Source organism: Kitasatospora sp. NPDC086791 (assembly GCF_040685975.1).
Taxonomy (GTDB): domain Bacteria; phylum Actinomycetota; class Actinomycetes; order Streptomycetales; family Streptomycetaceae; genus Kitasatospora.
On record NZ_JBFBOC010000037.1, the window covers coordinates 15,292 to 34,937 of the forward strand.

Annotated in this window: 15 protein-coding genes and 2 tRNA genes; 5 read left to right on the forward strand and 12 right to left on the reverse strand. The window is 71.9% G+C overall.

Annotation, left to right across the window (positions count from 1 at the left end; genetic code table 11):
- Positions 1-54: 54 nt before the first annotated feature.
- The 3 genes from AB0Q99_RS30215 to AB0Q99_RS30225 form a co-directional block, all read right to left on the reverse strand.
- Positions 55-660, reverse strand: coding sequence for an ATP-dependent Clp protease proteolytic subunit (locus AB0Q99_RS30215; RefSeq protein WP_363576801.1), 606 nt, complete (start codon positions 658-660; stop codon positions 55-57).
- Between the two features lie 280 nt (positions 661-940).
- Complete coding sequence (gene tig, locus AB0Q99_RS30220) at positions 941-2,335, reverse strand: trigger factor (RefSeq protein WP_363576756.1); 1,395 nt, start codon at positions 2,333-2,335, stop codon at positions 941-943.
- A gap of 292 nt (positions 2,336-2,627) precedes the next feature.
- Positions 2,628-2,701: transfer RNA gene (locus AB0Q99_RS30225), tRNA-Pro, on the reverse strand.
- 183 nt (positions 2,702-2,884) lie between these two features.
- Here AB0Q99_RS30225 and AB0Q99_RS30230 point away from each other — a divergent pair.
- Positions 2,885-2,955, forward strand: a tRNA-Gly gene (locus AB0Q99_RS30230).
- Positions 2,956-3,046: 91 nt separating this feature from the next.
- Here the strand turns inward: AB0Q99_RS30230 and AB0Q99_RS30235 are convergent.
- Positions 3,047-3,601 carry a hypothetical protein gene (locus tag AB0Q99_RS30235; RefSeq protein ID WP_363576757.1) on the reverse strand — a complete coding sequence of 185 codons (555 nt, stop codon included), beginning with the start codon at positions 3,599-3,601 and terminating at the stop codon, positions 3,047-3,049.
- A gap of 190 nt (positions 3,602-3,791) precedes the next feature.
- Here AB0Q99_RS30235 and AB0Q99_RS30240 point away from each other — a divergent pair, with 190 nt between their 5' ends.
- Complete coding sequence (locus AB0Q99_RS30240; RefSeq protein WP_363576758.1) at positions 3,792-4,583, forward strand: DUF6348 family protein; 792 nt, start codon at positions 3,792-3,794, stop codon at positions 4,581-4,583.
- 54 nt (positions 4,584-4,637) lie between these two features.
- On the opposite strand, the gene AB0Q99_RS30245 is transcribed toward AB0Q99_RS30240, so the two are convergent.
- From AB0Q99_RS30245 to AB0Q99_RS30260, 4 genes are all read right to left on the reverse strand, one after another.
- The gene (locus tag AB0Q99_RS30245; RefSeq protein WP_360504084.1) at positions 4,638-4,835 is read right to left on the reverse strand and encodes a hypothetical protein; all 198 of its coding nucleotides are present in this window, start codon (positions 4,833-4,835) and stop codon (positions 4,638-4,640) included.
- Between the two features lie 515 nt (positions 4,836-5,350).
- Entirely contained in the window at positions 5,351-6,577 is a 1,227-nt protein-coding gene (locus AB0Q99_RS30250; RefSeq protein ID WP_363576759.1) for a PP2C family protein-serine/threonine phosphatase, read from the reverse strand.
- 309 nt (positions 6,578-6,886) lie between these two features.
- Complete coding sequence (locus tag AB0Q99_RS30255; protein ID WP_363576760.1) at positions 6,887-7,372, reverse strand: ribose-5-phosphate isomerase; 486 nt, start codon at positions 7,370-7,372, stop codon at positions 6,887-6,889.
- Positions 7,373-7,419: 47 nt separating this feature from the next.
- Positions 7,420-8,019, reverse strand: coding sequence for a biotin transporter BioY (locus AB0Q99_RS30260; protein WP_363576761.1), 600 nt, complete (start codon positions 8,017-8,019; stop codon positions 7,420-7,422).
- Between the two features lie 384 nt (positions 8,020-8,403).
- On the opposite strand from AB0Q99_RS30260, the gene AB0Q99_RS30265 reads away from it, so the two are divergent.
- Entirely contained in the window at positions 8,404-9,711 is a 1,308-nt protein-coding gene (locus AB0Q99_RS30265; RefSeq protein WP_363576803.1) for an amino acid permease, read from the forward strand.
- A 131-nt stretch (positions 9,712-9,842) separates the two neighbouring features.
- Here AB0Q99_RS30265 and AB0Q99_RS30270 read toward each other — a convergent pair whose 3' ends face one another.
- Positions 9,843-10,475 (reverse strand): DsbA family protein, encoded by a 633-nt coding sequence (locus AB0Q99_RS30270; protein ID WP_363576762.1) that lies wholly within the window; start codon positions 10,473-10,475, stop codon positions 9,843-9,845.
- A gap of 224 nt (positions 10,476-10,699) precedes the next feature.
- Here AB0Q99_RS30270 and pepN point away from each other — a divergent pair, with 224 nt between their 5' ends.
- Complete coding sequence (gene pepN / locus AB0Q99_RS30275; protein ID WP_363576763.1) at positions 10,700-13,309, forward strand: aminopeptidase N; 2,610 nt, start codon at positions 10,700-10,702, stop codon at positions 13,307-13,309.
- 118 nt (positions 13,310-13,427) lie between these two features.
- On the opposite strand, the gene AB0Q99_RS30280 is transcribed toward pepN, so the two are convergent.
- Positions 13,428-14,735: a glycoside hydrolase family 18 protein gene (locus AB0Q99_RS30280; protein WP_363576764.1), complete on the reverse strand. Its 1,308-nt coding sequence runs from the start codon at positions 14,733-14,735 to the stop codon at positions 13,428-13,430.
- 189 nt (positions 14,736-14,924) lie between these two features.
- Positions 14,925-17,570 carry an aconitate hydratase AcnA gene (acnA, locus tag AB0Q99_RS30285; RefSeq protein ID WP_363576765.1) on the reverse strand — a complete coding sequence of 882 codons (2,646 nt, stop codon included), beginning with the start codon at positions 17,568-17,570 and terminating at the stop codon, positions 14,925-14,927.
- Positions 17,571-17,961: 391 nt separating this feature from the next.
- On the opposite strand from acnA, the gene AB0Q99_RS30290 reads away from it, so the two are divergent.
- On the forward strand, positions 17,962-18,495 hold the full coding sequence (locus AB0Q99_RS30290) for a superoxide dismutase family protein (protein WP_363576766.1): 534 nt from the start codon (positions 17,962-17,964) through the stop codon (positions 18,493-18,495).
- 48 nt (positions 18,496-18,543) lie between these two features.
- Here the strand turns inward: AB0Q99_RS30290 and argF are convergent, their stop codons facing one another.
- Entirely contained in the window at positions 18,544-19,545 is a 1,002-nt protein-coding gene (gene argF / locus AB0Q99_RS30295; RefSeq protein ID WP_363576767.1) for an ornithine carbamoyltransferase, read from the reverse strand.
- Positions 19,546-19,646 lie beyond the last annotated feature (101 nt).

Consider the following 19,646-nt stretch of genomic DNA (forward strand, 5'->3'; position numbering starts at 1 on the left):
GGATTCTGGTCCTCCGGGGCGTTGGGGCTGTGGTCTCGTGGGCCGGGCCGAGGCTCAGGCGCCCGTGCCGCCGCCGCCGGGGACGTCCGCGGCGCTGTGCATGATCGCGTCGATCAGGCCGTACTCCAGGGCCTCCTCCGGCGTGAACCAGCGGTCGCGGTCGGAGTCCCGGGTGATCTGCTCGAAGGACTGGCCGCTGTGGAAGGCGATCAGCTCGGACATCCGGCGCTTGGTGCGGAGGAGCTGCTCGGCCTGGATCCGGATGTCGGTGGCGGAGCCGCCGAGGCCCGCGGAGGGCTGGTGCATCAGGATGTTGGCGTTCGGCAGCGAGAAGCGCTTGCCCTTGGCACCGGCGGTCAGCAGGAACTGGCCCATGGAGGCGGCCATGCCCATCGCGATGGTGACGACGTCGTTCTTGATGTACTGCATGGTGTCGTAGATCGCCATGCCGGCCGAGATCGAGCCGCCCGGGGAGTTGATGTAGAGGAAGATGTCCTTTTCCGGGTCCGCGGCCAGCAGCAGCAGCTGGGCGGTGATCTTGTTGGCGATGTCGTCGTCGACCTGCTGGCCGAGGAAGATGATCCGCTCGTTGAGCAGCCGGTTGTAGACCTGGTCGCCAAGGCCGCCGAGCACGTCACCAGCGGCGGCGTGCGGCGCCATCGGGCCAGGCATCTGCATCTGCGGGAACGTCACTTAGCCACCTGCTCAGTCGATTTGGACGGTCGATCCACGGCCGTCACGATGTCGCACAGCTTCCGGGTATCACGTCGTGATTGTTGCTGTCCAAGGACCCTAACGCGCGGTCCCGGCCGCAGAATCCCTCACGCAGAACTGTTCGCTGTGAGCGCAGGGTCGCGGTGCCGCGCGGGAGGGAAGACAGCGGGCCCGGACACCATGACGGCGTCCGGGCCCGCTGTGCGCCTCAGGGGGCTGCCGGGGCTCAGGCCTCGGTCTTCTCCTCGGCGGCGGCCTCGACGGTGTCGGCGGCCTCGACGGTCTCGCCCGTCTCGTCCTCGTCGTCGAAGTTGATCTCGTTGCCCTCGGTGTCGACGACCTTGGCGGCCTCGACCACGGTGGCCAGCGCCTTGCCGCGGGCGACCTCGCCGACCAGCAGCGGCACCTGGCCACCCTGGACGACCTGCTGCGCGAACTGGTCGGGGGTGAGGCCCGAACCGGCGGCGCGGCGGATGAGGTGCTCGGTCAGCTCCTCCTGGTTAACACCCAGCTCCTCGTCGGCGACGATCTGGTCCAGGACGAACTGGGTCTTGATGCCCTTCTTCGCCTGCTCCTCGATCTCCGCGTCCCACTCCTCGCGGGTCTTGCCCTGGGTCTCCAGGTACGCGTCGAGGTTCAGGCCCATCGGCTCCAGCTGGTGGTGCTCGACGTTGTGCTTGCGGGTCTGGATCTCGTCCGCGAGGAGCTTCTCGGGGTACTCGATCTCGACCAGCGCGAGCAGGGCGTCCAGCACCTTCTCCTGGGCCTGGGTGGCCTGGTCGTACTCCTTCATGCGCTCCAGGCGCTTGCGGGAGTCGGCGCGCAGCTCCTCCAGGGTGTCGAACTCGCTGGCCAGCTGGGCGAACTCGTCGTCCAGCTCGGGCAGCTCCTTCTCCTGGACGGCGGTGACGGTGACGGTGACCTCGGAGGTCTTGCCCGCCTGGGTGCCACCCTTGAGCTCGGTCTCGAAGGTCTTCTCCTCGCCGGCGGACAGGCCGACGACGGCCTCGTCGATGCCGTCGATCAGGCGGCCCGAGCCGATCTCGTAGCTGACGCCGGTGGCGGTGCCGTCCTCCGGCACCTCACCGTCGACCTTGGCGACGAGGTCGACGACCACGATGTCGCCGGCGGCCGCGGCGCGCTCGACGTCCTTGACCGAGGAGAAGCGCTCGCGCAGCTGCTCCAGCGACTTCTCGATGTCCTCGTCGGAGACGGCGATCGGGTCGACGGCCACCTCGATGGAGGAGAACTCCGGCAGGGTGATCTCCGGACGGATGTCGACCTCGGCGGTGAACTTGAGGTCACCACCGTCGGCGATCTTCTCGACACCCTCGATGTTGGTGATGTCGGGCTGGCCGAGGACCTCGATCTTGCCCTCGTCGACGGCCTGCGTGTAGAAGCGCGGCAGGGCGTCGTTGACGGCCTCCTCCAGCACGGCACCACGGCCGAAACGCTGGTCGATGACGCGAGCCGGGATCTTGCCCTTGCGGAAGCCCGGAACCGTGACCTGCTGGTTGATCTTCTTGTACGCCGCGTCGAGGCTGGGCTTGAGCTCCTCGAAGGGCACCTCGACGGTGAGTCGAACCCGGGTCGGGTTCAGAGTCTCGACGGCGCTCTTCACGGTTAGGTCTCCTAGGGGCTTGCGGTCAGGTTGTCTCCGCCCGGCCCGCCGCCAGGCCTGAGCCGTACGGGTGGGTCGGACGAGACGGGCGATGGGCGGTCGGAGCTGCATCTCCCGTGGGGTGGACGGTGAGCTTGACTCCTCGCCCTCGTGCGGTCGACCTGGGTTGACGCCACAGGGACTACCGCCAGCGCCCCATCCTACCGGTACCACGAAAGGCGGACGCCAGGCGCCACCGTACCGGCCGAACAGAACAGGGCCCCGCCCCCGTGGACGAGACCCTGCCGCACTGTCGGGGTGGCCGGATTCGAACCGACGGCCTTCCGCTCCCAAAGCGGACGCGCTACCAAACTGCGCCACACCCCGTGGTGCCGAGAGGAAGCGTACACGGCGGGCCTGTTCGGCTCGCCGCCTATTCCGCGCGGGCGCGACGACGGCGCGTGCCGCCGCGGGCACGCGGGGGGCGGCGCGAAACGGGGTGTGCACACGGGCCGCCGGACCAGGTACGCTGTTCCCCGAACTTCCGGCCGGTCACGGCTGGGGGGTCGCGCGGGCGTAGCTCAATGGTAGAGCCCTAGTCTTCCAAACTAGTCACGCGAGTTCGATTCTCGTCGCCCGCTCTTCGCCCGGCCCCGGTGCGCGCTCAGCGCACCGGGGCCGGCTGCGTTTCCAGGGTCGCGGTTCTCGGCCGCCCGCCCCGCCCCGTACGGCTCAGAGCCGCAGGCGGGCGGCCCGGGCGGCCGCCCGGTCGAGCAGCAGGTGGACGTCGCCCTCCCGGGTGGTGGGGCGGTCGTTGTACTCGTCCGGGGAGCGCGCCGGGCGGCCGGTGCCGTGCAGCACCTCCATCAGCTGGACCCGGGCGGTGCGGACGGTGGCCGGGGTGCCGTAGCCGTGCGCCAGCACCGCGGCCTGGGCGCCGAGCAGGCAGACCCGGCCGGTCTCGTCCCACATCGCGCCCTGCAGCCAGCCGTGGGCGCCGATGTAGCGGGAGGCGAGCCGGAGGTGCTCGGCCGCGGTGACCGGGACGGGACGGGCGGGGCGGCGCAGCGCCCGGTCGAGCAGGGTGGCCCGGGGTGTCGGGTGGCCGGCGCACCAGGGGCGTGGGGCGCTGCCGTACGGGCAGACGTAGGGCGCGGGGGTGCGCGCGGGGGCGGGCAGCGAGGCGAGGTACGCCTCGATCTCGGCGACCAGGCCGGAGCCGTCCGGGCGGAGCGGGAGCGGCCGGGCCGGGGGCGGAGGAGTCGTCAGGTCGATGGTGCGGGGCATGCGGGCTCTCCGGGCGGACGGCTTTCGGTTTCCGCTGCCCAAAGTGGGGCATTCAGGACGTTTCCGCGACCGGAGCGGCCGGGCGTCCGGACGGTTTCCCGGTTGGGTGCCGGGCCGATAGCCTCGGCGGCGTTCGAGCGCAGTTCGAGCGCGAGCTCAGCCGCCGCGCTCCCGAGATGGAGGAGTCCCGGTGGGTCCGCAGGAGCGACTGGCCGTCATACAGCACTGCGTGGTGCGGGAGATGGCGCGACTGGGCCAGGTGTTCCGCCTGGACGGCGAGGTCGTGCGGGGCCCGGGCACCACGGCGGTAGCGGTGCGCGAGCACCCCGGGGACGACGGCGCCGGGCACGTGGACCTCGGCTTCGTGCTGCGGCTCGGCCGGGCGGACGCGCCGGTGGTGTGGGACTGCGCGGCCGGCCTCGGCAAGACCGAGGAGGAGAAGCTCGCCAACGCGGTGCGGATGTGGGCGACCACCACCGCCTCGGTGCTGGTCGAGCTGGCCGAGGGGCGCGGGGTGCACGCCGACCGCCCCGATCTGCCCGGGCTCCCGGGCTGGCGCGCGGTGCAGGGGCCGGCGGCGGTGTTCGGCTTCGGCAACGAGCGCCTGGCGGGCTGGCTCGCCGAGAACCGGGTGCTTCCGGCGCTGGCGCCCGCGCTGCGGGCGGAGCTGACCGGGCCGGGGCCGGTCGGGGTCAAGCTCTTCCTGGGCGGGAAGGCGGGGGACGACGTCGCCGAGGTCCGGGTGGGCGGCGAGGTGTCCGAGGCGGCGTCGGCGGCGTTGCGCGCGCTGGACTGGCCGCGGGGTGAACGGCTGTGCTGGGCACGGTTGTTCGTCCTGCTGACGGCCGAACGGGAAGCACCGGAGCAAGGCACGGCGGCGGGTGCCGCGGCACCCGCACCGATGCGTGTCCGGGCCCCGGCGGCGGCGCGCCCCCGGGGTCTGTTCGCTCGCTGGTGGGAGGCCAGACGAGCCGGCCGGTGATTGCTGCTCCTCCGCGCGCCCCGGTGATCGGCCGGGGCGGGCGATGCGCCTGGATCAGCCTCCGGTGATGCTGGAGATGCTGTGTGCGAGGTTGGCCAGCAGGGAGTTGATCGAGGTCGCGACCGTGGTCTCGTGCAGCATGAAACCGAACAGGGCGGCGACGATCGCGTGCGGGATCTTCAGCTGCTTGTTGCGGATGAAGATGATGCACAGGATCGCGAACAGGACCAGCGCGGAGACGGAGAGTGCCACCCGGACTCACTTCCTCGTTTTCATAGCGGGGTGCCACCACCCGGCGACACCAGCGAAAGCCGGACCCCGGCATGTCCCACGGTCCCGAGGCGGAATCGCGGACCGTCCGACACACCGCCGGTGAGGGAGCCCACGGTCGACCGCTGACTGTCGTGCCGCACGTGACGCCCCCTATCCCCCGAATCCTGAACAGTCCCGCCCGGACTCAGTGTGGTCGACCGTGCCAATTGCGTAAAGGTCTGACCGCCTGCCCGACCCCGTTATCCTGCGATGCGAGACGAGTTTCCGCCGACCGGGACGATAGCCGAGCAGTGCTGACGAATCGTCGGCGGGGCCGGGCTGAGCGGCCGGGACGCGTCCGGGGGCGGTTACCGGAAGCCACTGGTCCGGTCCGCCGACGGGCCGTCCGATTTGGCCGAAGATCAGCTACCAGGCTTGACAGCCGCTGCCTCCGGCATGTGCCGGGCACCCGGGCAGGGCACCTGCCGGCCGGGCCCGGTCGCTCCCGGTTCCGCTCAGTCGCGCCAGAGCAGCAGCACCGCGCGGTCGTCGTTGATGTCCCGGGCGACGGTCTCGATCAGCGCGGCCGCGGCACCCGCGCCCGCGCCCCGGTCGCCGCCTGGCACCAGCCGGTCGGCCTCCCCCATCAGCCGGTCCATGCCCTCGGTGAGGTCGCGGCCCGGCGCCTCCACCATGCCGTCGGTGCACAGCAGCAGGACGTCGCCCCGGTTCAGCCGGCCGCGCACGCCCTCGAACTTGGCGCCGTCGTAGATCCCGAGCAGCGGGCCCTCGGCCTCCTTGACCTCCCAGCGGCCGGCGCCCGCGAGGCGCTGCATGCCCGGCAGGTGCCCGGCCGACAGCAGCTCGTACTCGCCGGTGTCCAGATCCAGCACCAGGTGGACGGCGGTCGCGAAGCCCTCCTCCCAGGACTGGCGCAGCAGGTAGCCGTTGGCGGCGGGCAGGAAGTCGTGCGCGGGCAGCGAGCCGACCAGGCCGCCGAAGGCGCCGGAGAGCAGCAGCGCGCGGGAGCCGGCGTCCATGCCCTTGCCGGAGACGTCCGCGAGGACCACCTCCAGCAGCCGTCGGCCGGGGCCGGTCCGGGCGGCGACCACGAAGTCCCCGGAGAAGGACTGGCCGCCGGCCGGCCGCAGCGCCATGTCCGCGTGCCAGCCCGCCGGCAGCGCGGGCACCCGGCTCTGCACCCGCAGCCGCTCGCGCAGGTCGAACAGCATGGTGGAGCCGCCCCACCAGGGCACCCCGACCCGGGCCCGGAACTGGGCCAGCAGCAGGCCGCCCACCCCGGCGGCGCCGACCACCAGGGCGGCACCCGGGGTCACCCCGTAGAGGTAGGCCTCCGGGTTGTCGCTGGCGACCCGCTGGCCGGTGTGGATCACGGACTCGGCGGAGAGGCCCAGCGCGGCCAGCGCGTAGAGCACCACCAGGCTGCCCGGGCGCAGCAGCAGCGCGCCGGCCAGGATCGGCAGGACCAGGGAGGTGGGCGGGGCCCAGTCGGGGAACCAGATGTTGAGCAGGATCAGCAGCGGGACGAGCAGGGCGAGCGCGCAGAGCACCGGCCAGTCGGCGGCGCCGCCGCGGAAGTAGTCCACACCGGCCGTGCGCAGCCTTCGGCGGACCCGGCGGAGCTTCTTGCGCAACCGGGCCGTCACGGGCTCGGGCGCCGGGGCGGCGCCGGGCCTCGTCGCAGTCGTCTGGGGCGGTGCGCCCGGCGGTCTGCCAGCCATGGGGCCCGACCCTATCCACGGGTACGGCCCGGCGTCGACGGCTCGGACGCGGGCGGTGGCGCCGGAGCGCGGGGCGCTCAGAGGGTTTCGGCCGATCGGGGCGGTCGCGGGCAGGTCGTCAGGAGGCGTGCGGCGGTTGGGCGTACGAAACGAGCGGGCGGCGTGTGTGCCCCGCGCGCGGCGTCGTCCGCGCGCCGGGGGGTTGTGGCCGATCCCACAGGACGGACGGGGTCGTCGGAGCGCCCCGGAAACGGCGGCGGCCGGCCGCACGGGTGTGCGGCCGGCCGGAGGAGGACGGGGTGAGGGGGATCAGCCCTGGGGGTGGTGGGCCGGGATCGGCGGGAGCTCGCCGGTGGTCTCGTACTCGCTCAGCATCTCGATCCGGCGGGTGTGCCGCGGCTCGCCGCTGTAGGGGGTGGCGAGGAAGACCTCGACGAACCCGGTGGCCTCCTCCTGCGTGTGCATCCGGCCGCCGATGGAGATCACGTTGGCGTTGTTGTGCTGGCGGCCGAGCTCGGCGGTCTGCGTGCTCCAGGCCAGTGCGGCCCGGACGCCCTTGACCTTGTTGGCGGCGATCGCCTCACCGTTGCCCGAGCCGCCGATCACGATGCCCAGCGCCTCGGGGTCGGCGGCGGTGCGCTCGGCGGCGCGCAGGCAGAACGGCGGGTAGTCGTCCTCGGCGTCGTAGATGTGCGGCCCGCAGTCGACCGGCTCGTGGCCGGCCCCCTTGAGCCACTCCACGAGGTGGTTCTTCAGTTCGTATCCGGCATGGTCGGAGCCCAGGTACACGCGCATGCCATGAGTGTGGCATGCGCGTGCGCCCGGGCCCGACAACGGGGGCTTCAGCGCCGGCCGAGGAGCTTCCAGGCGAGCGGCAGGGCCCCGGCGGCGAGGGCGGCCTTGAGGGCGTCGCCGACCAGGTACGGGTAGAGACCGAGCTCGGCGGCGCGGGCGAGCGGCACGTGCAGCGCGAGGGCGAGGTACGGGACGCCGACCGCGTAGATGGCGAGGCTGCCGAGGACCATGGTGACGGCGGTGTTCACCGGGGTGCGGTCGGCGCCGCGGCGGGCCAGCGCGCCGGTCAGGGCGGCGGCGAGGACGAAGCCGAGCACGTAGCCGAAGGAGGGCATCGCCCAGCCGGAGGTGCCCGCCGCGAACCAGGGCAGGCCGGCCATGCCGGCGAGCAGGTAGAGGGCGAGCGAGGCGACGCCGCGGCGGGCGCCGAGCGCGGTGCCGACCAGCAGGGCGGCGAAGGTCTGGCCGGTGACCGGCACCGGCGAGCCGGGGACGTTCACCGACAGCTGGGCGGCCACGCCGGTCAGCGCGGCGCCGCCGGCCACCAGGGCCAGGTCGCGGACCTGGCCGCCGAGGCGGGTGGCGGCGGCGGGCAGCAGGTCGGCGAGGACGGCGCGGCGCGGTATCGGGGTGGTGGCGGTGGCCATCGGGGGATCCTCCGTGGGGTCCAGGTGAGTGAACACCTGTGAACCTACGCGGTGATCCACTGCGCGAGCTGCACGGTTTCGGACAAAGCCCCGCCCTCGGGCGTTGTCGGAACCCGGCCGGAAACGACGCACGGTGACAGCTCGGCGACGCCGGGTACCGGCCCGGTCCGCAATGTGAGCCCGAGTCGGACATTCTTGGCATGGCCCGAGGTATCCCCGGATATTGGACAACTCATGTCGCATTCCGCACAGTCTGGATCCACCCCTATGGCCCCCACCTCCGCGCCCACGGCGCCCGGGACGACCGACGGCGCCCACCCGGCCGCGGACCCGGCGTCGAACGGCCAGCAGCTCGCCCACGGGCTCAAGCAGCGCCACCTGTCGATGATCGCCCTCGGTGGCGTGATCGGCGCGGGCCTCTTCGTCGGCTCCGGCGCGGGCATCGCCGCCGCGGGCCCGGCGATCATCCTGGCCTTCGTGCTCTCCGGCCTGCTGGTCATGCTGATCATGCGGATGCTCGGCGAGATGTCCGCGGCCCGCCCCGCCTCCGGCTCGTTCTCGGTGCACGCCGAGAAGGAGGTCGGCCCGTGGGCCGGGATCACCGCCGGCTGGATGTACTGGGTGATGCTCTGCTGCGGCGTCGCCGCCGAGGCCACCGCCGCCGGGAAGATCGTCAACGGCTGGATACCGGGCGTCTCCGCCTGGGTCTGGGTCGCCCTGTTCATGGTCTTCTTCTGCGCCAGCAACCTCACCGCGGTGAAGAACTTCGGCGAGTTCGAGTTCTGGTTCGCCACCATCAAGGTCGCCGCGATCATCGCCTTCCTGGTCCTCGGCGGGCTCGGCATCGCCGGGGTCCTCGGCCCCGGCGCCCCCGGCACCACCAACCTGACCGGCCACGGCGGCTTCCTGCCCACCGGCGTCAGCGGACTGATCGTCGGTCTGCTCGCCTCGGTCTTCGCGTACGGCGGTCTGGAGACCGTCACCATCGCCGCCGCCGAGTCCGACGACCCGAAGAAGAACGTCGCCAACGCCGTGCGCACCGCGGTGTGGCGGATCGCGATCTTCTACATCGGCTCGATGGCCCTGGTGGTCACCCTGGTCTCCTGGAAGGACCCGGCGGTCGTCGCCGACGGCCCGTACGTCACCGTGCTGCGCCACCTCGGGGTGCCCGGCGCCGGAACGATCATGCAGGTCGTGGTGCTGGTCGCGCTGCTGTCCGCGATGAACGCCAACATCTACGGCGCCTCCCGGATGGCGTACTCGCTGGTCGGCCGCGGCCAGGGCCCGAAGGCGCTGGCCAAGGTCAGCGGCGGGGTGCCGCGCCGGGCCGTGCTGGCCTCCTGCCTGTTCGGCTTCGGCGCCGTGCTGGCCGCCAAGTTCTGGCCGGACACCGTGTTCACCTGGCTGATGAACACCACCGGCGTGGCGATCCTGGTGGTCTGGCTGTTCATCTGCGTGGTCCAGCTGCGGATGCGCCGCCGGCTGGAGCGCGAGTCGCCCGAGCTGCTCACCGTGAAGATGTGGGGATACCCGTACCTGACCTGGGTCGCGATGGCCGGGGTGGCCGGAATCCTCGCGCTGATGACCACCACCGAGGGCAACCGGGAGCAGTTGTACGCGGCCGGGGTGCTGGTCGTGCTGCTGAGCGCCGCCGGCCTGCTCAAGCAGCGCCGGGACGCCGCCGCCCGCTGAGGCCCCGCTGAGCCCCCGCCCGTGCGCCGAAGGGCCCGGTACCGATGTCCGGTACCGGGCCCTTCGCGTCGCCGTCGGCGGCGCCACTCGCCGCTCGGAGGCGGGCGGCGCCGCCGGGGAACGGGCGGCGCCTACTCGAAGGACGGGCCGGCCGTCCGGGTGCGCTTGATCTCGTAGAAGCCGGGGGTGGAGGCCACCAGCAGGGTGCCGTCCCACAGGCGGGCCGCGGCCTCGCCCTTCGGGGCGGGGGTGACCACCGGACCGAAGAAGGCGACCCGCTCGCCGTCCACGCCCTCGACCGCGATCACCGGGGTGCCGACGTCCTCGCCGACCAGGGTGATGCCCTCCTTGTGGGAGGCGCGCAGGGCCTCGTCGTGGACCTCCGTGTCGGCCGCGTCGGCCAGCTCGGCGGGCAGGCCGGCGGCCACCAGGGCGGCGGTCACGGTCTCCCGGTTCTGCGGCAGGCCCTGGTTGTGGAAGCGCAGGCCCAGCTCCGTGTAGAGCCGGCCGAGCACCTCCTCGCCGTGCTGCTCGGCGGCGGCTATGCACACCCGCACCGCGCCCCAGGCGTTGTCCAGCAGCTCGCGGTAGTTCGCCGGGAGGTCCCGGTGCTCGTTCAGCACGGACAGGCTCATCACGTGCCAGCGCACGTCGACCGGACGCAGTTGCTGAACCTCGATCAGCCAGCGGGAGGTCATCCACGCCCACGGGCAGGCCGGGTCGAACCAGAAGTCGGCGGTCTTGCGCTCAGCGGCAGTCGTCACTGCAGGTCGTCCTTCGTGAGGTGATCCGGGCAGGGGTGAACTCCCCCAGTGGCCCAACACCCGCCCGCGGCCGCTGATTCCGGTCCTGACGCGTCGGTCTGTGCAATGGTACCGACCGCGGGGGGCGTGAAAGGATGGCTCCCGCGTGCACGGACGACACCGCGCACCGATCCCGCACCACCCACACGCGCACCACCGTGCGAGCCGGACAAAGGAGTACCGCCGTGCCGGGCAAGAACCTCAGCCGCGACGAAGCCCAGCAGCGGGCCAGCATCCTGGCCGTGGACGGCTACCGGGTCCGGCTGGACGTGACCTCGGCGCCGGACCCCGCGGCCGCCACCTTCCGTTCCACCACCACGGTCTCCTTCCGCTGCTCCGAGCCCGGCGCGGACACCTTCCTCGACCTGCTCGCCCCGACCGTCCGCTCGGTCACCCTCAACGGGCGCGCCCTCGACCCGGCCACGGCCTACGACGGAGCCCGGGTGCACGTCGAGGGCCTGGCCGCCGAGAACGTGCTGACCGTCGAGGCGGACTGCGCCTACAGCCGCACCGGCGAGGGCCTGCACCGCTTCGTCGACCCGGTCGACGGCGAGACCTACCTCTACACCCACTACGAGCCGGCCGACGCCCGGCGGGTGTTCGCGACCTTCGAACAGCCCGACCTGAAGGCCCCGTTCACCTTCACGGTGACCGCCCCGGCCGCCTGGGACGTGTGGTCCAACGCCCCGCACGAGAGCGTCGCCGACGCGGACGGGACCACCGAGGGCGGCACCGCCGAGGGTGCCGCCGCCGCGGCAGGCGTCCGCACCTGGGAGTTCGCGCCGACCAAGCCGATCTCCACCTACCTCACCGCGGTCGTCGCCGGCCCCTACCACGTCGCCCGCGACCACTACAGCCGCGAGCTCGCCGACGGCACCACCCTGGAGATCCCGCTCTCCGCGATGTGCCGCCAGTCCCTCGCCCCGTACTTCGACGCGGACGAGATCCTCGGCGTCACCAAGCTCGGACTCGACTTCTTCCACGAGGAGTTCGACTACCCGTACCCCTTCGGCAAGTACGACCAGGCCTTCGTCCCCGAGTACAACATCGGCGCGATGGAGAACCCCGGCTGCGTCACCTTCCGCGAGGAGTTCGTCTTCCGCTCGAAGGTCACCGACGCCGCCTACGAGGGCCGGGCCAACGTCATCCTGCACGAGATGGCGCACATGTGGTTCGGCGACCTGGTCACCATGCGCTGGTGGGACGACCTGTGGCTGAAGGAGTCCTTCGCCGACTTCATGGGCTCCTACGGCCTGATCGGCGCCCGCACCCGCTACTCCTCCGCCTGGGTCACCTTCGCCAACCAGCGCAAGGCCTGGGCCTACCGGCAGGACCAGTTCCCCACCACGCACCCGATCACCGCGGACATCCGCGACCTGGAGGACGCCAAGCTCAACTTCGACGGGATCACCTACGCCAAGGGTGCCTCCGTCCTCAAGCAGCTGGTCGCGTACGCCGGTTCGGAGGCCTTCTTCGAGGGCGCCCGCCGCTACTTCAAGCGCCACGCCTTCGGCAACACCGAACTCGCCGACCTGCTGGGCATCCTGGAGGAGACCAGCGGCCGCGACCTCACCGCCTGGGCCGCCGCCTGGCTGCGGACCGCCGGCGTCAACGCGCTCACCCCGCAGGTCACCACCGACGCCGAGGGCCGGATCACCGAGCTCGCCGTGCTGCAGGACGGCGAGGTGCTGCGCCCGCACCGGATCGCGGTCGGCCTGTACGACCGGGACTCCGACGGCGCCCTGGTGCGCACCGGGCGGATCGAGCTGGACGTCACCGGCGCCCGCACCGTCGTCACCGAGGTGGCCGGCCTCCCCCGCCCGGCGCTCGTCCTGCTCAACGACGAGGACCTGACCTACTGCAAGATCCGCTTCGACGGGGACTCGCTGGAGACCCTGCGCACCGGCCTCGGCGACATCCACGACGAGCTGTCCCGCGCCCTCGCCTGGTCCGCCGTGTGGAACCTGACCCGGGACGGCCTGATGCCGGCCCGCGACTACGTCGCCCTGGTGCTGCGCTTCGCGGGCCAGGAGGGCAACATCGGCGTGCTGCAGTCGCTGCACCAGCAGGCCAAGACCGCCGTCGACCTGTACGCCGACCCGGCCTGGCGCGGCGAGGGCGGCCGGCTGCTCGCCGACGGCGCGCTGCGCGAGCTGCGCGACGCCGTCCCCGGCAGCGACCACCAGCTGGCCTGGGCCCGCTTCCTCGCCCAGACCGCGGGCGGCGCCGAGCACCTCGGCCTGGTCCGCGGCCTGCTGGCCGGCAGCGCCCGGATCGACGGCCTGGAGGTCGACCAGGAGCTGCGCTGGTCGCTGTGGCTGGCCCTGGCCGCCGCCGGCCAGGCCTCCGACGAGGAGCTGGCCGCCGAACTCGCCGCCGACAACACCGCCGGCGGCAAGCGGCAGTACACCCAGTGCCTGGCCGCCCGGCCCACCCCGGAGGCCAAGGCCGCCGCCTGGTCGGCCGTGGTCGACTCGGACGAGCTGCCGAACGCCCTGGTCGAGGCCAACATCGCGGGCTTCGCGATCCCTTCCCACCGCGACCTGACCGCCCTCTACGCGGCCCCGTACTTCAAGCTGCTGGAGAAGATCTGGGCCGAGCGGACCATCGAGATCGCGATCCGCTTCGTCGGCGGCTTCTTCCCGAGCGCCCAGACCGACGAGCCGACCCTGGCCGAGGCCGACGCCTGGCTGGACGGGCACCCGAAGGCCGCGCCGGCGCTGCGCCGCCTGGTGCTGGAGCGCCGGGACGACCTGGCCCGCGCACTGCGGGCGCAGGCCTGCGACCGGGCCTGACCGGGCCTGCCGCCGGGATCCGGACCGGTGCCGGGACCGGTCCCGGGCCGGTCCCGGTGTTCGAAGCCGAGAGGGCCCGCCGTGCGCGTCACGGCGGGCCCTCGCCGTCCGGCGGGCGTCAGTCGCGGCGCAGACCGCGGTCCAGGGCGGCGATCGCGCTGCCCCGGGCGTCGTCGCCGTCCAGCGACCAGACCATCACGCCACCCAGGTCGTTCCAGCGCACGTACCGCGCCTTCTGGGTGAGCACCTCGGCGGTGTCGTAGCTGTAGAAGGTGGTGCCGTCGTACTTCCAGGACGCGCCGTGGTCGCGGTCCAGGTAGACCTTGCCCGGCAGCGCGTTGATCTCCTGGTACGAGTGGTCGGGCGCGGAGGCGGTGGCGCTCTGGAAGAGGCCGCCGCGCTCGCCGGGGGCGACGCCCGTCCAGCCGTGGCCGTAGAGCGGGGCACCGAGGACGAGCTGCTCGGCGGGCAGGCCGCGCTCCTGGTAGTGCTCCACGGCCGTGTCGGCGCTGCGCCGGCGGGGGTCCGGGTCGGCCGGGTCGGAGTAGAGGTTGGCCTGGTGGTTGGCCGGGCCCTTGCCCTCCCAGGGGCCGTGCAGGTCGTAGGTCATCAGGTTGAGCCAGTCCACCGACTCGCTCAGCTCGGGCAGTTCGAGCCGGTCGGCGACGGTCTCGTTGGCGGCCACGGCGGCGGTCAGCAGGTAGTGCTTGCCCTTCCTGCCGCCCAGCGCGTCCAGCTGGCGGCGGAACTCCTCCATCAGCAGGGTGTAGTTGCGCCCGTCCTCGGGGCGGACCACGTTGCCCGCGTCCCCGCCGCCGCCCGGGTACTCCCAGTCGATGTCGATGCCGTCGAAGACGCCCGCGGCGGCGCCCGCGCCGCCCTCCGGGGAGTCCGCCAGGACCGGCAGGTCGCCCTTGAGGTAGAGGCCGATGCAGGAGGAGACGAACTTCTTGCGGGCCTCGTCGGTGGCGGCCGCGTCCGAGAAGTACGTGGACCAGCTCCAGCCGCCCAGCGAGATGACCGTGCGCAGCTGCGGGTTCTTCGCCTTGAGCTTGCGCAGCTGGTTGAAGTGGCCCTTCAGCCTCTGGCCCGGGGCGTCGGCCACGCCGTCCACCGACTCGGCGGCGGAGAAGGCGCGCTGGTAGTCGTTGCGGGCGTCGCCCTGGCCGGCGTCGTCGGTCTCGAAGCAGGTGCCGTCGGCGGAGACGTTGCCGAAGGCGTAGTTGATGACGGTGAGCTTGGCCGCCTGGCCGGACTCCTGGACCCGCTTGGCGGAGCTGTCGGCGCCCCACTGGGTGAAGTAGCCGACCCGCTGGCCCTTCAGCTTCGGGCCGTGCCGCCCGTCGGCGGCGTCGGCGGTGGCGGGGGCGGCGAGCAGCGCGGCGAGGGTGGCGGCGGCGAGCAGGGCTGAGGTGCGAGTGGGCATATCGGACCTGTTCTCTGAAGCGGCGTCAAATGGTCTGGACCAGACGGGAAAGAGGTTTAGTCCATCTGCCGTTCACCGCGCAAGGGGACGGGCCGGGTCGGTGCAGCATGCAAAAGCCGGCGCGGCACGCCGAGGGGGCCGGACCGCGCGGTGCGGTCCGGCCCCCTCGGGCACTCACTGGTGCGTGGCTCAGCCGATCAGCGAGCGCAGCACGTACTGCAGGATGCCGCCGTTGCGGTAGTAGTCCGCCTCACCGGGGGTGTCGATGCGGACGACCGCGTCGAACTCCTTGTCACCGGCCTTGACCTTGACGGTCTTCGGGGTGCGGCCCTCGTTGAGCTCGGTCACGCCGGTGATGGAGAAGGTCTCCTCGCCGGTCAGGCCGAGGGAGTCGGCGTTCTCGCCCTCCGGGAACTGCAGCGGCAGGACGCCCATGCCGATCAGGTTCGAGCGGTGGATGCGCTCGTAGGACTCGGCGATGACGGCCTTGACGCCGAGCAGCGCGGTGCCCTTGGCGGCCCAGTCGCGGGACGAGCCGGAGCCGTACTCCTTGCCGGCCAGGACGACCAGCGGGGTGCCGGCGGCCTGGTAGTTCTGCGAGGCGTCGTAGATGAACGACACCGGCGCGTCGGCCTGGGTGAAGTCGCGGGTGTAGCCGCCCTCGGTGCCCGGCGCGATCTGGTTGCGCAGGCGGATGTTGGCGAACGTGCCGCGGATCATGACCTCGTGGTTGCCGCGACGGGAACCGTAGGAGTTGAAGTCGCGCTTCTCGACACCGTTGGCGGTCAGGTACTGCGCCGCCGGGGTGCCCGGCTTGATGTTGCCGGCCGGGGAGATGTGGTCGGTGGTGACCGAGTCGCCCAGCTTGGCCAGGACGCGGGCGTCGGCGATGTCGGTCACCGGGCTCGGGGTCTTGGCCATGCCCTCGAAGTACGGGGGCTTGCGGACGTAGGTGGACTCGGCGTCCCACTCGAAGGTGTTGCCGGTCGGGACCGGGAGCGACTGCCAGCGGTGGTCGCCGGCGAAGACGTCCCGGTAGCCCTTGTCGAACATGGCCTCGTCGATGGAGCCGGCGACGGTCTCGGCGACCTCCTGCTCGGTCGGCCAGATGTCGGCGAGGAAGACGTCGTTGCCGTCGGCGTCCTGGCCCAGGGCGTCCTTGGTGATGTCGACGTTCATGTTGCCGGCGAGGGCGTAGGCGACCACCAGCGGCGGGGAGGCCAGGTAGTTCATCTTGACGTCGGGGTTGATCCGGCCCTCGAAGTTGCGGTTGCCGGAGAGCACCGAGACGACCGCGAGGTCGGACTCGTTGACGGCGGCCGAGACCTCCTCGGGCAGCGGGCCCGAGTTGCCGATGCAGGTGACGCAGCCGTAGCCGACCAGGTTGAAGCCCAGCTTCTCCATGTACGGGAGCAGGCCGGCCTTCTCGTAGTAGTCCATGACGACCTTGGAGCCGGGCGCCAGGGTGGTCTTGACCCAGGGCTTGACCTGCAGGCCCTTCTCCACGGCCTTCTTCGCCAGCAGGGCGGCGCCCAGCATGACGGAGGGGTTGGAGGTGTTGGTGCAGGAGGTGATCGAGGCGATCACGACCGCGCCGTTGTCGATCTCGTAGGTCGAGCCGTCGGGGGCGGTGACGGCGGTCGGCTTCGAGGCCTCGGCGGAGTAGACCGGCAGCGCCTCGGCGAACTTGGCGGCGGCCTCGGCCAGGATCACGCGGTCCTGCGGGCGCTTCGGGCCGGAGATCGACGGGACGACGGTGGAGACGTCCAGCTCCAGGTACTCGGAGTAGACCGGCTCGACCGACGGGTCGTGCCAGAGGCCCTGCTCCTTGGCGTACGCCTCGACCAGGGCGAGCTGCTGCTCGTCACGGCCGGTCAGGCGCAGGTAGTTGATGGTCTCGGCGTCGATCGGGAAGATCGCGCAGGTCGAGCCGAACTCCGGCGACATGTTGCCGATGGTGGCGCGGTTGGCCAGCGGGATCGCGCCGATGCCGTCGCCGTAGAACTCGACGAACTTGCCGACCACACCGTGCTTGCGCAGCATCTCGGTGATGGTGAGCACCAGGTCGGTGGCGGTGGTGCCGGCCGGCAGCTCGCCGGTCAGCTTGAAGCCGACCACGCGCGGGATCAGCATGGAGACCGGCTGGCCGAGCATGGCGGCCTCGGCCTCGATGCCGCCGACGCCCCAGCCCAGCACGCCCAGGCCGTTGACCATGGTGGTGTGCGAGTCGGTGCCGACGCAGGTGTCCGGGTAGGCCTGGCCGTTGCGGACCATGACGGTGCGGGCCAGGTGCTCGATGTTCACCTGGTGGACGATGCCGGTGCCCGGCGGGACGACCTTGAACTCGTCGAAGGCGGTCTGGCCCCAGCGCAGGAACTGGTAGCGCTCCTTGTTGCGGCCGTACTCGATCTCGACGTTCTGGGTGAACGCGTCCTTGGTGCCGAACTTGTCAGCGATGACCGAGTGGTCGATGACCAGCTCGGCCGGGGCCAGCGGGTTGATCTTGGCCGGGTCGCCGCCCAGCTCCTTGACGGCCTCGCGCATGGTGGCGAGGTCGACCACGCACGGCACACCGGTGAAGTCCTGCATGATCACGCGGGCCGGGGTGAACTGGATCTCCTGGCTCGGCTGGGCGTCGGCGTCCCAGTTGCCGAGGGCGCGGATGTGGTCGGCGGTGATGTTCGCGCCGTCCTCCGTGCGGAGCAGGTTCTCCAGCAGCACCTTGAGGCTGTACGGCAGCCGCTCGGAACCCTCGACGGCGGAGAGCTTGAAGATCTCGTACGACTCGTCGCCCACCTGCAGCGGGCTGCGGGCGTCGAAGCTGTTCGCGGACACGACTGACTCCTTCTGGGTGCTTCGTGCGGTATCCGGCCGCCACACGGTGGTAAGGTCAGCCTTACTTAGGCCTGCCTTGCCCGCATCGCCGGTGAGCGCCTCTCGGCAAGTATCTTGATGTCGAGATAAATCGTAAGGGGCAGTTATCTCGATGTCGAGATAAACCATAGTGCATGCCGTGCCTCACTCGTCGTCCGGGCCGCGCCGCTCGCGTTCCGGCCCGATCGGCCGGACACCGCACCCGCCAACGCCCCGGCCGCCGCCGTCGGCACCAGAAGCTCACCACCACAAGCTCACCACCAGAAGCGCCGGTCGGCGAGGGGGCGGTGTCCTTCACAAGCCTGGGCCGTTAGCAGGGTGACCGTCGCCCCGCCCGTGGAAGGCCCGACCGATGACCGTTCCGCTCGCCACCGCCCTGCTGCCGCTGGCCCTGCTCGTCCCCGCCGCCTCGCCGGTCTCCGTCGTCGAGGCCGACTTCGACCCGGCCACCGCCTTCGTCCCGCCGACCGCCATCAGCTACGCCGACGACCTGGTGCCGTACGGCTCGCACGCCCGGGTCGTCACCGACCGCTCGGTGCCCGGGCGGACGGTGCTCACCCTGACGGTGTCCGGGCTCGCCCCCGACCACGAGTTCCCGGCGCACCTGCACACCGGCGGCTGCGGGGCCGACCCGGCGGCCTCCGGGCCGCACTACCAGGACGCGGTCGACCCGGTGCAGCCGTCCACCGACCCGGCGTACGCCAACGGGCGCAACGAACTGCGCCTGGCACTGCGCACCGACGGGCACGGCAACGGCACCGCGACAACGGCGGTGGACTGGCAGCCGCGGCCGGGCGGGGCGCGCTCACTGGTGCTGCACGCGGGCACCCCGGCCGGCCCGCACGGGGCGGGCGACCGGGTGGCCTGCGTCAAGCTGGCGCGCTGAGCCCGCGGGCCGGCGAGGCGGCGGTCCGCAGGGCCGTCGACGGTCCGCTCAGGAGCCGAGGGTGGCGACCAGCACCGCCTTGATGGTGTGCAGCCGGTTCTCGGCCTGGTCGAACACGATGGAGTGCGGCGACTCGAACAGCTCGTCGGTGCACTCCAGCTCGGTCATGCCCGTCTCCTCGTACATCTGCCGCCCGAGCACCGTGCCGAGGTCGTGGAACGCGGGCAGGCAGTGCAGGAACTTCACGGCCGGGTTGCCGGTGGCCCGGACGGTGTCCATGGAGACCTGGTAGGGCTTGAGCAGCTCGATCCGCTCGGCCCAGACCTCCTTCGGCTCGCCCATCGAGACCCAGACGTCGGTGTAGAGGAAGTCGGCGCCGGCCACGCCCTCGGCGACGTCCTCGGTCAGGGTGATCCGGGCGCCGGTCGACTCGGCCAGGGCCCGGGCCGACTTCTGCACGTCCTCGGTCGGCCAGAGCGCGCGCGGGGCGACGATCCGGATGTCCATGCCGAGCAGGGCGCCGGTGACCAGCAGCGAGTTGCCCATGTTGGAGCGGGCGTCGCCGAGGTAGGCGAGCGCGACGTCGGCCAGCGGCTTGACGGTGTGCTCGGTGACGGTGAGGACGTCGGCCAGCATCTGGGTGGGGTGCCACTCGTCGGTGAGGCCGTTCCAGACCGGGACGCCGGCGTGCGTGGCGAGCTCCTCGACGACCTCCTGGCCGTGGCCGCGGTACTCGATGCCGTCGAACATCCGGCCGAGCACCCGGGCGGTGTCCTTGATGGACTCCTTGTGGCCGATCTGCGAGGCCGACGGGTCCAGGTAGGTGGTGGTGGCGCCCTGGTCGTGGGCGGCGACCTCGAAGGCGCAGCGGGTGCGGGTGGAGGTCTTCTCGAAGATCAGCGCGATGTTCTTGCCGCGCAGCCGGGGCTGCTCGGTGCCCGCGTACTTCGCCGCCTTCAGGCCGGCGGCGAGGTCCACCAGGAAGCGGAACTCCTGGGGCGTGAAGTCGAGCTCCTTGAGGAAGTGCCTGTTCCGGAGGTTGAAGGCCATACCGGTCTCCTGGGGTGACGGGACGAGGGGGAAGGCTTGAAGGCTGGCAAGTGTATACGATTGTTGGAATTTCTATACAGAGATGGGGTGGATGAGGGGAG

Bases quoted from the DNA above. Each gene is read 5' to 3' on its own strand.
- AB0Q99_RS30215 (WP_363576801.1), bottom strand. From the start codon at position 660: ATGGCGCCGCACGCCGCCGCTGGTGACGTGCTCGGCGGCCTTGGCGAC.
- AB0Q99_RS30235 (WP_363576757.1), bottom strand. From the start codon at position 3,601: ATGCCCCGCACCATCGACCTGACGACTCCTCCGCCCCCGGCCCGGCCG.
- AB0Q99_RS30250 (WP_363576759.1), bottom strand. From the start codon at position 6,577: ATGGCTGGCAGACCGCCGGGCGCACCGCCCCAGACGACTGCGACGAGG.
- AB0Q99_RS30255 (WP_363576760.1), bottom strand. From the start codon at position 7,372: ATGCGCGTGTACCTGGGCTCCGACCATGCCGGATACGAACTGAAGAAC.
- AB0Q99_RS30260 (WP_363576761.1), bottom strand. From the start codon at position 8,019: ATGGCCACCGCCACCACCCCGATACCGCGCCGCGCCGTCCTCGCCGAC.
- AB0Q99_RS30265 (WP_363576803.1), top strand. From the start codon at position 8,404: ATGATCGCCCTCGGTGGCGTGATCGGCGCGGGCCTCTTCGTCGGCTCC.
- AB0Q99_RS30280 (WP_363576764.1), bottom strand. From the start codon at position 14,735: ATGCCCACTCGCACCTCAGCCCTGCTCGCCGCCGCCACCCTCGCCGCG.
- AB0Q99_RS30290 (WP_363576766.1), top strand. From the start codon at position 17,962: ATGACCGTTCCGCTCGCCACCGCCCTGCTGCCGCTGGCCCTGCTCGTC.
- argF (WP_363576767.1), bottom strand. From the start codon at position 19,545: ATGGCCTTCAACCTCCGGAACAGGCACTTCCTCAAGGAGCTCGACTTC.